Consider the following 14,660-nt stretch of genomic DNA (forward strand, 5'->3'; position numbering starts at 1 on the left):
TTCACTATTACCAGTTGCACGTCAATGTATAGATATATGTCTATTGGCGTGAGGTGTGGTGACTTATGGAGAAGGTAACATGTTTAAACCGCTACGTTTTGACCCGATCCTCAAGGCGATTCCTGGTCTCTCTCACCTGCGTTTGACTCCTCAAGCAGCGCATCACGCGAAGAAGCGCGTTCATGTGGATGAGGAGATAGATGTTGAGCGCGTGGAAGAGACGGAGAAGGGGATCAAAGAGACGCATGTACGTGAGAACATCCACAAGGATGTCTCGGTAGAGAAGAAGAGGGGTCGCACAACAACTGAAGTGCATGAGCGCATCACTGAAGATGTGAGAGTGAAGAAGGTTGAGCGTGATGACGACGATAAGCCTAGCGAAACATTAATGCATGTGCATGCTACCATGATAGATGTTACGCGTGTGGAGATGACGCCGCCTCATGACCCACGTGAGGATACGCCCATTTATCAAAGGACTCATAACCATTTGATCTTTAAGCTCGATACGCCATGCGCGATCTGCGGTGTACGTCACTCGACCATAGATGACCCGAAAGAGAATCCCTATGGCGCGAAAGCTCTGGAGACGCATCATTATCCGATTGAGCGTAGCTTGCTTAATGCCTGCGATCCTCGGAAGGTGCACCATATCTTTCCCCAGGTGAAGGATTACGATTCCTTGGAGGAATTCATTGACTCGGAAGAGAATATGATGGTCCTATGCGATATTCATCACCGTCATCCCAATTATGGTATTCATCATGTGCTGGCTCAAGATTTCTTCGTGCAACCCTTCTTGTATGGTGGCTATCAGGTAGTCGCCGACGAGGAGGAGGTTGAGAAGGTCATGAAATCGAATGAACGCATCATGAAGCGACATGATCACAGCGATGATGATTAGGATGTTATGAGAGCGTGAGTTTTGCTCCGCTCCTCTGAGCCATCAACATGGCTCAGAGGAGCGGAGGGGCCTATTCCTATGTCAACTAGTGGTAGAGTGAACCAGAAGCTTGAGCCATGACCGGGAGTGCTCTCAACGCCTACGCGCCCACCTTGTCGCTCAATAATCGAGCGGCAGATGAAAAGGCCAAGACCCAGACTCATACCAGATCCGCTCAGTACATGGATTCCAGGGGCACGATAAAAGCGCTCCCAGACACGTTGCTGCTGCTCAGGTTTCAAGCCTGGACCTTTGTCGTGTACCGCGACATAGATTTCGTGTTCTCGCGTCGAAACCTCAATATTCACGGGCTTCTCCAGGTCAGAGTATTTGAGCGCATTGGTCAGATAGTTAATCACGACCTGTTGCACACGATCAGGGTCGGCTTCGATGACCATATTGGTTGCCTGCGAATGGTTCAAATTGATCACACGACCAGGATTTAGGCTGCGTTGTACCTCGATGCTTTCCGTGATATCGGGTAGCAGATCGTAGCGTTTGGGCTGGAGAGCCAGGCTATCGGCGCGCACACGCGACGCATCGAGTAGATCATGAACCAGGCGGTTTTGCATTTCAAGCTGTTGCCCAGTGCGCTCCAAGTTTTTCATAATAGAAGCTAACACTTTCGTCCAATCTTCGGGCTCGATTGAGTGCGGAATATCGAGGATGCGTCTCATTCTACGTTGTGAAAGTTGGGTACTCGTCTTCGCGGCGGTAATTGGGGTGCGCAATTCATGTGCGACCACACTGACACAGTTGTCAAGCTCGGACAAAAGGCCTTCTATCTTCTGGCGATCCTGTACCTGTTTGGTGACATCAGTCGCAATTATGATGATGCCATCAATCTCTCCATTAGCAGAGAACATGGGCTGATGCACAACGTTCGCAAACTTCTCGATAGGCGCTTCCCCCTGCCCGCAATTGAGTAGAATTCTCTTTTCTGAAATGGACTGCTCAATGCCTGTCTCTTGTACTCGCTTGAGCATATAAGTAATTTGTTCCGCGAACTCGGGTACGGACTCATATATAGTTTGTCCCAACTGTGCGCGTCCACTTGTAAAGCATTGTGCATAAGGATTGACCAGAACAAAGCGAAACTCTTTCCCATCCACAACGCTGATGGGAATAGGGGCTTGCATGAGTACACGGAATAGGTTTGCGCGGGCGTTCTCCCCTTCTTTCTGTGCTTGAAGTGCTTGCAGACGTGCATGTTGCAAGCGCGTGCTGAGCAGGCAAAGGCCAATGCCTGTCAGACCAAGCATCGTTGTGCTGTACAGATAGGCGTCGTGATCAAGTGTCGTTGGCGCATAAGCAGGCAGTACCATCGCTACCAATATAATTGTACTAATGATAGTTGAGATGAGGCCGGGGATAGCTCCCCAACAGAGCGAGACCACAACTATGATAAGCATGATAGGAGCGCTGGCGAAGGTAAAATATGGCGAAATATCCTTAAGGATATACTCGAAGAAAAGAGTGATAAGTGGCAACATGATGGCAATTATGTAGCCTATGCCACGACAGCGCAGTATAGATGGTAAAAACTCAGGCGAAAAAGAGGACGTGCCCAAGAAAGATTGAATTCGTCGCTGGAATGGGTTTCCTGTTTTATGATCAGGCTCTTGACTGGGAGCAGGAAAGATCGTGTATTGTTGTATATGTGTTGAAGTTCCATCGCGCTTGCGTGATGTAATCATTAGGTATGTCTTCCTTTTTCCTCACGCTCTCCATGCGTTTTCCTGATGTGTTTCGTCCTGTAGCTATAAGTATCGGCAGATGAGCATAGACATACTGGAATATGGATAGAAGTACTATGTTCTATGGATAGTGGTGGCGTTCACGGAAGCGTCGTACGCGCATGATATTAGCGCAATCTTCGTCACACCAGCGACGGCGCTTGCTATTACTTTCATCGTAGTACGTCCAACGGCAATCGGGGTTCGCACATTGTTTGACACGCGTGAGATCGTACTCAGCCAGTAGTGTTGCGAACGAGGCTGCGATCTGGGCCTGTAGCCATGACCAGTCAAAAGTACATGGAATTCGTTGTAGGGTAAACTCATTTTCGTTTTGAGTGAGTAGAAGGCGTGAGGGTGAGTGTTCCAGGTACGAGTTAAGTTCTTCAAGATCCTGCTCTGCAATCTGTCGTTCACTAATAATATCTCTCGTGATTCGTTGCAGGAGCGTGCGCAACATTTGCAGTGCTTCAATAGCCTCCGGCGTAGGTTGATCTAGCCCCTCAATATTCCACCATTCTCTTAGTAGCGTTTTCCAGCCTGGTTTGAGGAGGTTGAGAAGCCGATCCTCGTCTTTTGCTACTCCGCGATAGTCGTGCCAATCCGTGTTGATAAGTGTTTCCCAGGACATATCCATCGCCAGTTCTCCCAATAACTTGTTTTTATGCTTGCTATTGTAACGTATGTAATGGTATCATTAACTATGATACCATTACATACGAGTAACTGAAAAGGTCAGGGGGGTGATCTATGTCTGAGGATATTCTAACGGCGGAGCCGATCCAGCAGAAGCAGGATCAAGAACTGGTTACTTTTAGCCGTGCTGGTTTTCTGGATGGGATGAAGAAGGCGCTTCCATTGGCAGCGGGAGGTAGTGCTTTTGGCCTTGTTTATGGCATGTTGGCGGGTCAGGCTCACCTGAGTTTGCTAGAAGTAATCTTGACGAGTGGATTAGTCAGTGCGGGCTCATCTCAGCTTATAGTGTTAAGTATGTGGAGTCTGCCTCTCGCTGTATGGCCGATCATCTTTACGACATTGCTGGTAAATTCGCGTCATATACTCATGGGAGTGGCTCTAAGTCCCTGGTTCAAGCGCCTCCCACCGCTTCTATTATATCCCTTGCTTCATTTTATGGATGATGAAAGCTGGGCTCTGACCATAAACGAATTTGTGCAGGGGAAGCGGGACGCAGCCTTTCTGTTTGGTAGTGGGGTGGTGATGGTTCTATCATGGATAACCTCCACTGCCCTGGGGAGAATCCTGGGGGGAGGTATAAGCGATCCAGCACGCTGGGGTCTCGATTTTCTGACCACGGCTGTCTTTATTGCCTTGTTAGCGGGCTTCTGGAAAGGTAAAGGCGATCTATTCCCCTGGGGGGTCGCGGCTGTTGTAGCTGTAGTATCCGCACACTTCCTACCTGGGAAATGGTATATCTTACTGGGCGCGCTGGCTGGAAGTCTTGTGGGAGGTGTACGCAATGGAGATTAGTTTGATCTCGTTTCTCACAATCCTGGGCATGGGAGTGGCTACTTACCTGACGCGCATTGGTGGTATCTGGCTAATGACATACATACGTTTGTCTGGACGGCTGAAGGGCTGGATGAATGCTCTACCAGGAGCTATCCTCGTTGCTCTTATCGCGCCGTCGGTGTTTACAACGAACATCGCGGATATGGGAGCAGCCCTGGTGACTCTGTTTATAGCTGTGAAGACGCGCAATGTATTACTGGCAATGCTGGTCGGATGGATCTCTGTGCTAGGATTTCGCTGGTTACAAGGGAACTTCTGATATAGAGCTTTATAGTGGAGGGTGTGGCGCGGGCTAGGGCCTCACACTTAAATCCCTTTATTGCTGGCCCCTTTGTATTAAAGGTTGTATCCCTGGTGGGAGTTTTCCTAGGGAATGGTTTGGGGTTAGCGTGCACGAATATCTACTATCCGAGTTTACGGCAGGCGTTGGCTGAAGATGCCTACCTGGGGCGTGTTACCGCGAGTACTTCCTGGTTAATATTGGGAGCGGTGCCTATTGACACCGCAGCCGCTGGCGCTTTACAAGGTCTGATAGGCTTACGCTGGACGCTGGTTTGTGAGGCCATTGGCCTGCTCTTTGGTGTTCTCTGGGTGCTAGGCGCACGTATACGCAATCTGCGTACATTGCCTGACCGCGCAAGTATAGAGATGACAGAGGAATCTCCACTGGTATCCCAGGCTGACCAAGTTCAAATTGAAGCATAGCCTCATAGGATAATGCAACCACCTTACTCTCAGTGCTCATATGTAGCCGTGTCGCTTCAACCGCGGCACCCTGTTCCAGATGATCACCGTGTTCATGTGTTACACTAACCTGGGCAATTCATGGAAGAGGGTATACCAACCCTCAATGTCGCCTGATTGGCATGCATATTTATGCGCATGTTTCAGCTATGTAGCATATTCTCATTGATCATGTACACGATAGCAATAGAGAATTGAGGAAATATCTTTAAATGCAAAAAGCGCTCAACTATCCCCGTTCTCTTTGGGTTCTCTGTATTGGGACCTTTTTCAACCGCATTGGCGGATTTGTTAGTGTCTTTCTTGTTCTTTATATGACGAGCAGAGGCTATACTCCTGCTCAGGCAGGTATTGCAGCCAGCGCTTATGGTATTGGTAGCATTAGCGCCGCCGCGCTTGGTGGTTATCTTGCTGACCGCCTGGGACGGCGCAATACAATTATGCTCTCGATGTTTTCATCAGCCGTCGCTATGCTGGCGCTTTCGCAAGCCAATGTGTTGTGGCTGATTATTGTTCTGGTGGTTTTTGCGGGTTTGGCAACAGAACTTTATCGACCTGCATCCAGCGCATTGATTGCCGATCTTGTTCCACCTGAGCAGCGGGTAGGGGCTTTTGCTCTGTATCGATTAGCAATTAATTTGGGTGTGACTGTAGGCTCAGTGGTTGCGGGTATCCTTGCTAGCAGCTCATTTCTTATGCTCTTTCTTGGTGATGCCTTGACTTCAGCGATCTTTGGTCTGCTCATCCTCTTCGCGCTCCCCTCCGATAGGCGCAAACAGGTCGAGTTATCATCCAGGCAGAGTAATTTTTTCCAGGCAGTGTTGCCCGATCGCCGCTTTCTCCTTTTCCTGGTGGCGGGTGTTGCTGTAGCCTTTGTCTATTTGCAACAGCTCTCTACCCTGGCACTCCAGGTAAAGGCGCTTGGTTTATCAAATACTGTCTATGGCTTGTTGCTCTCAATCAATGGCCTCGCTGTTGTGTTTCTTGAACTACCAATTAGTGCTTTGACAAGCCGCTTCTCCAGAGCAACCATGACCGCACTAGGTTTTCTATTGATTGGCCTGGGCTTTGGGATGTTCGCGTTCGCGTCCACAATACCATTGCTCGCTCTTGCGGTTATCGTCTGGACGCTTGGTGAAATGGTGCAGGGACCAGTCGCGTCAGCCTATGTGGCGGATCTCTCACCTGAGCATTTACGAGGGAGCTATCAAGGTGCATGGGGAATGACCTGGAGCCTTGGTCTGGTTCTTGCTCCTCTGCTTGGAGCCTTTGTCTACACCTGGAGCGCGAGCGGTTTTTGGCTTCTCTGCGCTCTGCTAGGAATGGTAGCAGCCATGATTGTATTGCTCACCGTGCGTTCTAAGATAGCGCCGGAGCAGGCTAACAATGATTCACCTGCCTCTCTGGTAGATGTGGGTGTGCGGGAATAAGCCTTAACAGAGAGTGTGACAGGGTTAGGATGCGCATCCCAGACACCAGCTATGTTCGTGTGCTACACTAACACGAGCGATTCGAATGCGTACACAATGGGGAAGATAACATGAGCGAATATCTATTTACTGACTTTACAGGTTATACTCTGGCGCAACTCTGTGAGATGCATAATAGTAGTTTTAGTGGCTACTTTGTGCCAAATCAGGCTACTCCTCAGGTTTTTGCCGATTTCTGGCGCATATATCAAGTTGACGCTTGTAGCTCTGTGAATATGCATGACCAGGAGGGGGCTTTCGTGGGACAGGTCCGACTCGCGAGGCGTGGTAAGCGAGGTTGGTGCGGGGGCTTTGGTGTTGCGCCTGCCTTTCGGGGGCGTGGTTTGAGTGGGTTGCTGGCGAAGCGCATGTTAGAGACGGCGCGTGAGGCTGGCCTGGAGACGCTCCAACTTGAGGTTCTGACACAGAACACACCCGCCATTAAGGCCTATGAAAAGGCTGGATTTACCACGCGACGGCGCTTGCTAGGGCTGGAGGTCGCTTTAGAGAAATTGCCAGAAGCGCCGGTTTTGCATGTGGAGCGCGTTCCATTGGAGACGCTGCTTCCCTGGCTAGGTCAAAATGATGTCACACAATCCTGGCAGCGCGAGTTAGCGACGTTGTTTGTACAGGAGGTTGAGACCTTTGTCGCACCAGGCCCTGGTGGCGGGATGAACGGCCTGGTCATACAACGCGGCGGAGGTAAAGCTCGCATTCAGGCTGCGGTAGTTCAGAGTGCGCTAACCGATAGTGAATTGCTTGGTTTGCTGCGAGAAGTCGCAGGCGATTGTAGTGGTATTCAGATCTACAATGAGCCTGAGGATAGCCCATTGTTGAAGCGCTATCTCAGGCTTGGTTTTACAGAGTTCTTTACCCAGCACGAAATGTTTATCCGCTTGTAAGACCTGCTCCAGGCTATCACGCTGGAATACTTGCATTGATAATATGTGTGATAGCCTGTGTGCGGCTCCTGACCCCAAGTTTTCCGCAGATATTAGAAACATGCTTTTTCACAGTTCCCTCGCTAATAACCAGATGTGAAGCAATCTCACGGTTAGACGCGCCATGTAGTAAGAACTGGATAACGTCGTTTTCACGTTGGGTAAATACGCCATCGAGCACTGAGGGTGTTGGCGTTTCCTGCTGTAATATAGGAACGGATTGGTGTACGATGGGTGTATCATCGCCAGTGGCCTTACGCGCGTATTGTAGAGCCTCATTGAGTAAGCCATTTTGCTGATACCAGCTACATGCGCGCAGATATAGCGCGGGGAGGAGCGTGGGGTGGGCCTGGCCTAACCGCACGCGTAGAGCCTCCGCGAAGAGTGTGTGGTAGCGATACTGATCCCCTGGCAGTTCGGGCTTCTCAATGAACAGATTGGCGTGGGCGAGCATCTCAAGGATCGCCTGACAATCGGGCTGTTCACTGATAGCCTCCGCGCTGGAGGCATCAAAGAAGCTATCGAGGATTGAAGTTGAGAGCAGGAAGCTCTGTACTGGTTCTGGTTGTTGTGGCAATACCTCTTCGAGGATATAGTCTGTGATGTAGCGTTGTGGTAACTCTATTGCCTCATCGATAGCTACCCCCTCATTGATGGCAGAGGTGATGAGATGTAGTGCCGTAATCCAGCCTTCAGTACGCGTGCTTAACTTCGCATACTGGTTGTAAGTAAAGGGGCTCTTCGTAATTTGTGGTAAGAACTGGATAATTTCCTGTAGCGAGAAACGCAGGTCTTTTAGCCGCACTTCTGTAAGCTGGCGCTGAGCTCGAAATCGAGCCAGGGGCAAAGGTGGATCTATGCGTGAAGCTATTACAATGTGCAGTTGAGCAGGCATCAGTTCGAGAAGTATTGTAAGCGCATGGTGAATAGCAGGATTTGTGAGTGCTTGATAGTTATCAAGAATCAGTGTTGCGTGCTTCGAGAGACTGGAAAGCTTGTTCAGCAGGGTTTGCAAGCCCTGCTCAGGGAGTGACGATAGTGTGAATAGGTCTGGCGACACAGCCTCGCTCAACCCTGGCACAAGGGTATCAAGGGCTGCGATCAGGTGTGACCAGAAGCGAGTAAGCTGATTATCTTCTGTGTCGAGTGAAAGCCAGCTAAGCGCCAAATGTTGAGTAATGCGCTCGCCACACCACTGGCGTAGAAGTGTCGTTTTGCCCCAACCTGCAGGAGCCGAGAGCAGCGTCAAACGACCTTGAACTCCTTCTTGTAGTCGCATAATCAGGCGTGGGCGTGCGAGCACGTGAGACGGTAAGGCTGGTATGGTCAGCTTAGAGACGATGGTTTGCTGGCTTCGCTGGCAGGGGCGCTTTCTGGAGAGGGTGCTGGCAACGATATTCAGCCGATTAGCGGTGAGTTCCTGTGGCTTCCCCAGATAGGCTTTATAAATTTTGCCCTGATGTTTGCGGTAAGCATACCAATACCAATTGTTACGTTGGCGTTCATGGCGAGCGGTAAAAGCCCCTGCATGACTTCTAAAGGAAAATGATCGGTTCTGAGCATCCGCGAGCCAGGTATACCAGTGAGATGAGCCTACAGGAACGGATGGAGTAGCCTGAGAGTTTTCATGTAAGAGCAAATGGTCGCCCAGGACCTGGGGGATGGGCATGTGCATCATAGCCTGCAACTCCTCATCTATGAAGAAGCTGGGAACTGAGATAACCACGGGTGTCATTGCTACAGTTCGAAGTCGTTACATAAACTATAGTCGATGATGGGGCTATGAGGCATCAGACAATATGCGTATCTTCTGTGGCGTGGACAATAAGGGCGCGCGAACGAGCATATACGCATAAATGCTTACGCGCGGAAAATGGATATTGCGGTAAGGGGTTAAGCTAAGCATTTATGCGCTTCAGGTGAGATGGTGTTCGAGCGCATAGCGAGTGGCGGCGCTACGCGAGGTGACACTTATCTTGCTGTAGATTGAGGTAAGGTGGGCTTGAACAGTGCGCGGACTGATGATGAGTTGTTCCGCGATTTGCGCGTTTGTCAGACCAGTTGCCACGTAGCGCAGGACCTCGATCTCGCGCTCGGTCAAGTCGTCGAGTTGCGCAGATTCAGGAGTCGGAGCGGCCTTCTCGTTATTGTGCTTGTGGGCTTCATCCTGTTTTTCCTGAGAAAGCACCTCTTCAGGGGTCATCTGCTCCCCTTCAAGCCATGCGGCCTGAAAGCGAGCCTCTCCTAGTTGTTGGCGTGTCTGGACCTGGGCACGCTCATATTGCTTGACTTCAATAGGGGGAATGGGGGCTTGAATGGCCTTGCGAATGGCCGATGCCGCACCCCAGAAGCGAGCGGCTTGTGTATAGCGGCTCTGGGCTACGAAGACCTCCCCCAGGCGCTCCAGGCATGAGGCGACGAACCAACGGTTGCGAATTTGAAGTGAGGTAGCCAGGCTCTCCTCGATCAACTGGCGTGCTTTGGTGAGGTCCCCCTGAATAAGGGCGAGCCGCCCCATATCCGCCAGTCGGTAGAAGCTGGTCTGAATATCAGTATCGTTGTAGCCCTCCTCAAGCAATTTCTGAGCTGTCGTATAGTCTTCTTCACTCAGATAGAGTAGGGCCTGCATACAGAGCGCGTCCGCGAGTTGCCTGCGGTCGCCAATCTCTTTGGCAACCTGAATTCCCTCATTGAAGAGTTCCCGAGCACGCTCGTTCTTGCCATCGTTTAGTTCAACGAGGGCAAGTTGGATACAGCGTGTGGGTAGCACCTGACGGTCGCTTTGGGCGCGGGAAATCGCCAGACTCTCTTCCATAGATGTGCGTGCTATGGCATGGTTGCCCATATGTGCCTCCACTTGTCCAAGCATATGGAGCGAGGCCGCGGTCATAGCGCGGTTTTCCAGGCGGCGCATGATCGTTAGACTCTCGGAGAGGAGTGTACGTGCGAGCATATAGTTGCCCTGGTTGAACTCGATGCAGCCCAGGCTATGAAGCTTAGAGGCGATACCCTCCTCGTTGTCCGTCTCGCTGAAGATCGCCAAACTCTGTTCAATCAGAGCACGAGCTGGCGGCTCTTCTCCCTTCTGATAGAGCGCGGCCTCTCCCAGAGTACCCAGGTATTGCGCGAGCTTGTTCTGGTTACCCAGTTCGCGGGAAACGGTAAAGCTCTCGGAGAGCCAGGTTTGCGCGGCTGAATAATCACCAAGATAGAGAGCCGCCATGCCCAATGAGATCATGACAAAGGCCATACTCACACGGTCTCCCACCTCGCGATAAATGCTCAGGCTCTCAGTGAGATATTGATAGGCAGTTGAATATTTGCCCAGGTGCGTGAGAATCTGGCCCAGGTCACTTAGGCGGTAAGCGATACTGCGGCGATCCTGCAAGTTCCTTACAATCTCAAGGCTTTCTTCACAGTAGGCGCGGGCCTTCTCAAGATGATAGCCCTGCGCGAATTCTTCGGCAGCAAAGAAAGCTAACACGTCGGAGATAATATAGAGGTCCTGCTCCTGCCGGGCGATAGCGAGGCTCTGCTCGAATAGAGCATGAGCTTCTGTGGGAGTCGTGCGCGCGTAGGCACCGCCAAGCTTATTAAGTGTCGCAGCGATGCCGTGCTGATCCTGGACGGCGCGATATTGCTCCAATGCCCTTTCCCAGCATTCGGTACTGCGTTGATAGAGGCCCTGACTCTCAGCGAGAATACCAGTTGCGTAGTAGGAGCGAGCGATAACAGGTGGAGGCACTTCATTGGATATCGCTAGATTCAAGGCATCCTCAAGCCATTGATAACCTTCGCTCTGATGGGCGCGGATAAGCCAGAAGTTCCAGAGCGAGCTAGCCAGGCGTAAAGCTTTCTCCGCATGCTGCCGTTCAAGTAAACCTTTGAGGGCTGCGCGTAAGTTATCGTGCTCCTGTTCCAGGCGTTCGAGCCATTGAGCCTGATTCGCCTTACGAAGCTCTGGCTCGGCCTCTTCGACCAATTGTAGATAATACTTGGTGTGTGCCTCGCGGACGGCCTGAAACTCACCGGAGGTATGCAAGCATTCTTCGCCATATTCGCGGATCGTTTCAAGCATCAATAGGCGTGCTTCGTCATTTGAACGCTCGACGATTTGCAGCAGGTTCTTATCCACAAGTGATGAAACCAGAGTCAGGGAATCGACCTCATCAAAGTGAATGACCCGGCAGAGGTACTCGACCGCTTCGAGTGTACAGCCACCCACAAAGATAGAGAGGCTACGAAAGAGCTTTTGCTCACGCTGATCGAGGAGATCATAGCTCCACGTCAGGGTCTCTCGTAACGTTTGCTGTCTCCGAGGAAGGTCGCGCGCGCCCTGGGTGAGTACCTGTAGACGGTGCTCTAGACGCGCAAGTAGTTTTTTTTGGGGTGAGGAGCTTAATACGTGCCGCTGCTAGCTCGATAGCCAGGGGAAGGCCGTCTACCCGCGTGCAAATCTCCGCAATTGTAAGCGCGTTCTCTTCGGTAAGTTGGAAGTCATTCTTCACGGATCGAGCCCGTTGCAGGAAGAGGTTGACCGCCGCGTTATGTGATAGCGTATCCAGATTTGCTGCCTGTTTGAGGTCAGGAAGGGCCAGCGGATGGAGGGCGAATTCATATTCAGCACGGATATGTAAAGCTTCGCGGCTGGTGACCAGGATTTTGAGTGAGGTGCAGGCTCCCAATAATTCGGCAATCAGAGGTGATCCTGAAGCGATCTGTTCGAAGTTGTCGAGTAGCAGGAGTTCGCGCCTATCGCGTAAGTGGCGCTTCACGCTTTCGAAAAGTGTTATATCGTCAAGTTCTACGAGGCCAAGTGCCTGAGCAATGGTAGGCATGATCAGTCCCGGTGAGGTAATCGAAGAGAGAGCGATGCGGCGCACGCCATTTGGGAAGGCGTCTTCTAGTACTTGCGCGACCTGCAAGGCAAGGCGGGTCTTACCTACTCCACCTGGACCAATGATAGTTAGCAGGCGTACATCTGGCTCTCGAAGGAGTGCTGAAGCCGTTGCTACCTCGTTTTCACGTCCAATCAGAGGGGTCACATGCATCAGGAAAGCATCTCTGCTCTCCGTTTCGGGTAGCGCTCTATTCAGTTTCGCGGCTGCTGAAGTAGAAGGATCAGGCATGATGGGCTACCTATCGTAAATACTATTATGATTTGACCAATGTATTGCCGCATGATAGAGGGGCTTGTACGGTTACCTAACACCTGTATACTATAATACACATCCATAGATCTGTCTAGTTGGCTGTAATTTGGCATCTAAAGCGCATTTATGCACTTTGCGAACCGCTTTTGTTGTTATGTTGATGGCGAGAAGTACGCCGCAAAAATAAACCCCTATATACTACTTTTGTCTCCTGTGTATCCCTTAGCCCTCAGGTTACACTATCTCTACCAATTTCATCGCAGCACAGACTTTTCCCAAACAGTGCTCAAAATCAGTGTTGATTTATTTTGTGTGAGGAGGTTGTATGACTCCCAATTCGTTGCCGAAGGCCAGGCGTAAAGCGGGCAGAGGCAAAACCAGGATGGTTGTTTTCTCCCTGCTGGCAATTGTTGCCATGCTCCTTGCGGCCTGTGGCGGTTCTGGTAGTTCGGGCTCTAAGACATCGAGCCTGAACATTCTGGCATCGCCGAATGGCAATTTTAAGGCCGCGAACTTTAACCCCTATATCGATCCAAATAACGGCTCGATGTTTGGGGCACAAGGCATGATCTACGAATCCTTGATCTATGTGAATCGCTACAATGGTCAGGTCACGAACATGCTCGCGTCCGATTATAAGCTTGCGGATGATGCGACGAACATTACCTTTACTGTCCGCAAGAACGTTCAGTGGAACGATGGTCAGGCTTTCTCGGCGGACGACGTTCTCTTTACACTGAACCTACTGAAACAATTTCCTGCTCTCGATTCGCAGGGCCTATGGTCGAGCGTGATCAAGGATGTTGCCACCCCTGACGCGGACACCATCAAGATCACCTTTAAGCAGCCAACATCCACGGCTCCCGTATACCTCGGTCAGTTGTACATCGTCCCGAAACATATCTGGTCGACTGTCTCTGATCCTGCGAAGTACGCCAATGACAAGCCAGTTGGCACCGGACCCTACATGCTTGATAAGTTCTCGACTCAGGTTTATACCCTGAAGAAGAATACCAAGTATTGGCAGGCTGGCCTACCAAAGATCGACCAGTTACGCTATATCGCGACAAGCGATAATACCGCCGCTCAGTTGAAGATCTCCAAAGGCGAAATTGACTGGGCAGGTGTGGGCTGGGATCCCAAGTATGATGCCAACTTTACCAAGAAAGACCCTGCGCATAATCATCAGTGGTACCCTGGTAATAATACGGTCAATCTATACCTAAATCTTACACATGCACCATTTGATGATTTAAAGGTTCGTCAGGCAATTAGTCTGGCTATCAACCGCGACGAGATTCACCAGAAGGCCGCTCTTTATGCGGAGCCAGCGCATCCAACGGCTGTCCTGCCTTCTAACCAGAAGGATTGGCTCTCGCCAGACTATCAGAGCGCCAAGTTCACGCAAGACCTGACGAAAGCGGCTTCTCTGCTAGAGCAGGCGGGCTTTTCCAAGGGGAGCGACGGAATCTATCAAAAGGGAGGCAAAAAGATCTCCTTTAAGATGATCGTTCCTAGTGGTTGGGCTGACTGGGAGTCGACCCTCTCGGTGATCTCCGATAACCTGAAACAGGTAGGTATTGACGCCAAGCCTGATTCTCTGGCGACCCCGGATGTCTATACCCAGGCTCTCAACTCTGGTAACTACGATGCGGCTATCTCCTGGACGGATAAGGGCCCAACGCCATACTTCCCGTTCAATGATCTGTTGCGCAGCACCAAGACCTGGGATACAGGCAAGACCATTCTCGCCGGTTCCACGAACTGGGAGCACTGGAAGGACGCTGCTACCGACAAATTGCTGGATCAGTATGTTTCTACCAGTGATGTGGCGAAGCAGAAGGAAGCCATCTATGGCTTGCAGAAGATCATGGTTGAGCAGTTGCCAGTCATTCCGCTGGACTACAACGTAGGCTGGTTCCAGTATACAACGAAGAATGCTGTTGGTTGGCCCGAAAAGAGCAACGATTACGCGTACGGTTCGCCGTTCGATGCTCCAGACTGTGAGAATATCGTTCTCCACCTGACGCCAGCAAATAGCTAAGCCTGACAGAGCTTGCAATGAATGGTGAGAGGAAGGTGTATGCCTACCACTAATGGGTACGCTATGCTCTCACCACTCTTGCACCTAGCCTAGAAAGAGA

12 protein-coding genes are annotated in these 14,660 nt (G+C 50.9%); 7 read left to right on the forward strand and 5 right to left on the reverse strand.

From position 1 onward, the window contains the following. Positions 1-79 precede the first annotated feature (79 nt). Positions 80-904, forward strand: a complete 825-nt coding sequence (locus K3T82_RS23410) for a hypothetical protein (RefSeq protein WP_220195972.1) — start codon at positions 80-82, stop codon at positions 902-904. On the opposite strand, the gene K3T82_RS23415 is transcribed toward K3T82_RS23410, so the two are convergent. Both K3T82_RS23415 and K3T82_RS23420 read right to left on the reverse strand, forming a co-directional pair. Next, a complete protein-coding gene (locus tag K3T82_RS23415) occupies positions 901-2,640 on the reverse strand; it encodes a PAS domain-containing sensor histidine kinase (protein ID WP_220195973.1) in 1,740 nt (579 codons plus the stop codon). The genes K3T82_RS23410 and K3T82_RS23415 overlap by 4 nt on opposite strands. Positions 2,641-2,761: 121 nt before the next feature. Next, positions 2,762-3,316, reverse strand: a complete 555-nt coding sequence (locus K3T82_RS23420; protein ID WP_220195974.1) for a CGNR zinc finger domain-containing protein — start codon at positions 3,314-3,316, stop codon at positions 2,762-2,764. Positions 3,317-3,429: 113 nt separating this feature from the next. On the opposite strand from K3T82_RS23420, the gene K3T82_RS23425 reads away from it, so the two are divergent. The 5 genes from K3T82_RS23425 (at position 3,430) to K3T82_RS23445 (ending at position 7,324) form a co-directional block, all read left to right on the forward strand. After that, positions 3,430-4,167, forward strand: a complete 738-nt coding sequence (locus K3T82_RS23425) for an AzlC family ABC transporter permease (protein WP_220195975.1) — start codon at positions 3,430-3,432, stop codon at positions 4,165-4,167. Beyond that, complete coding sequence (locus K3T82_RS23430; RefSeq protein WP_220195976.1) at positions 4,157-4,468, forward strand: AzlD family protein; 312 nt, start codon at positions 4,157-4,159, stop codon at positions 4,466-4,468. Before K3T82_RS23425 ends, K3T82_RS23430 begins: the two co-directional genes overlap by 11 nt. A gap of 119 nt (positions 4,469-4,587) precedes the next feature. Continuing rightward, positions 4,588-4,914, forward strand: coding sequence for a hypothetical protein (locus tag K3T82_RS23435; protein ID WP_220195977.1), 327 nt, complete (start codon positions 4,588-4,590; stop codon positions 4,912-4,914). A gap of 251 nt (positions 4,915-5,165) precedes the next feature. After that, positions 5,166-6,383 carry an MDR family MFS transporter gene (locus K3T82_RS23440; RefSeq protein WP_220195978.1) on the forward strand — a complete coding sequence of 406 codons (1,218 nt, stop codon included), beginning with the start codon at positions 5,166-5,168 and terminating at the stop codon, positions 6,381-6,383. A 110-nt stretch (positions 6,384-6,493) separates the two neighbouring features. Further along, positions 6,494-7,324 (forward strand): GNAT family N-acetyltransferase, encoded by an 831-nt coding sequence (locus K3T82_RS23445; protein WP_220195979.1) that lies wholly within the window; start codon positions 6,494-6,496, stop codon positions 7,322-7,324. A gap of 16 nt (positions 7,325-7,340) precedes the next feature. On the opposite strand, the gene K3T82_RS47805 is transcribed toward K3T82_RS23445, so the two are convergent. The 3 genes from K3T82_RS47805 to K3T82_RS23460 all read right to left on the reverse strand — a co-directional run bounded on the left by K3T82_RS47805 (position 7,341) and on the right by K3T82_RS23460 (position 12,492). Then, complete coding sequence (locus K3T82_RS47805; RefSeq protein ID WP_236031462.1) at positions 7,341-9,041, reverse strand: LuxR family transcriptional regulator; 1,701 nt, start codon at positions 9,039-9,041, stop codon at positions 7,341-7,343. A 237-nt stretch (positions 9,042-9,278) separates the two neighbouring features. Then, positions 9,279-11,654, reverse strand: coding sequence for a tetratricopeptide repeat protein (locus tag K3T82_RS23455; protein ID WP_476630040.1), 2,376 nt, complete (start codon positions 11,652-11,654; stop codon positions 9,279-9,281). Beyond that, positions 11,638-12,492: an ATP-binding protein gene (locus tag K3T82_RS23460; protein ID WP_220195981.1), complete on the reverse strand. Its 855-nt coding sequence runs from the start codon at positions 12,490-12,492 to the stop codon at positions 11,638-11,640. The genes K3T82_RS23455 and K3T82_RS23460 overlap by 17 nt, the downstream gene beginning before the upstream one ends. A 349-nt stretch (positions 12,493-12,841) precedes the next feature. On the opposite strand from K3T82_RS23460, the gene K3T82_RS23465 reads away from it, so the two are divergent. Further along, positions 12,842-14,560 carry an ABC transporter substrate-binding protein gene (locus tag K3T82_RS23465; RefSeq protein WP_220195982.1) on the forward strand — a complete coding sequence of 573 codons (1,719 nt, stop codon included), beginning with the start codon at positions 12,842-12,844 and terminating at the stop codon, positions 14,558-14,560. The last annotated feature ends 100 nt before the right edge of the window (positions 14,561-14,660 follow it).

Source organism: Ktedonospora formicarum (assembly GCF_016587355.1).
Taxonomy (GTDB): domain Bacteria; phylum Chloroflexota; class Ktedonobacteria; order Ktedonobacterales; family Ktedonobacteraceae; genus Ktedonobacter; species Ktedonobacter formicarum.

Coding starts and splice junctions, on each gene's coding strand:
- K3T82_RS23410 (WP_220195972.1), top strand. CDS start 80: ATGTTTAAACCGCTACGTTTTGACCCGATCCTCAAGGCGATTCCTGGT.
- K3T82_RS23415 (WP_220195973.1), bottom strand. CDS start 2,640: ATGATTACATCACGCAAGCGCGATGGAACTTCAACACATATACAACAA.
- K3T82_RS23420 (WP_220195974.1), bottom strand. CDS start 3,316: ATGGATATGTCCTGGGAAACACTTATCAACACGGATTGGCACGACTAT.
- K3T82_RS23425 (WP_220195975.1), top strand. CDS start 3,430: ATGTCTGAGGATATTCTAACGGCGGAGCCGATCCAGCAGAAGCAGGAT.
- K3T82_RS23430 (WP_220195976.1), top strand. CDS start 4,157: ATGGAGATTAGTTTGATCTCGTTTCTCACAATCCTGGGCATGGGAGTG.
- K3T82_RS23440 (WP_220195978.1), top strand. CDS start 5,166: ATGCAAAAAGCGCTCAACTATCCCCGTTCTCTTTGGGTTCTCTGTATT.
- K3T82_RS23445 (WP_220195979.1), top strand. CDS start 6,494: ATGAGCGAATATCTATTTACTGACTTTACAGGTTATACTCTGGCGCAA.
- K3T82_RS47805 (WP_236031462.1), bottom strand. CDS start 9,041: ATGATGCACATGCCCATCCCCCAGGTCCTGGGCGACCATTTGCTCTTA.
- K3T82_RS23460 (WP_220195981.1), bottom strand. CDS start 12,492: ATGCCTGATCCTTCTACTTCAGCAGCCGCGAAACTGAATAGAGCGCTA.
- K3T82_RS23465 (WP_220195982.1), top strand. CDS start 12,842: ATGACTCCCAATTCGTTGCCGAAGGCCAGGCGTAAAGCGGGCAGAGGC.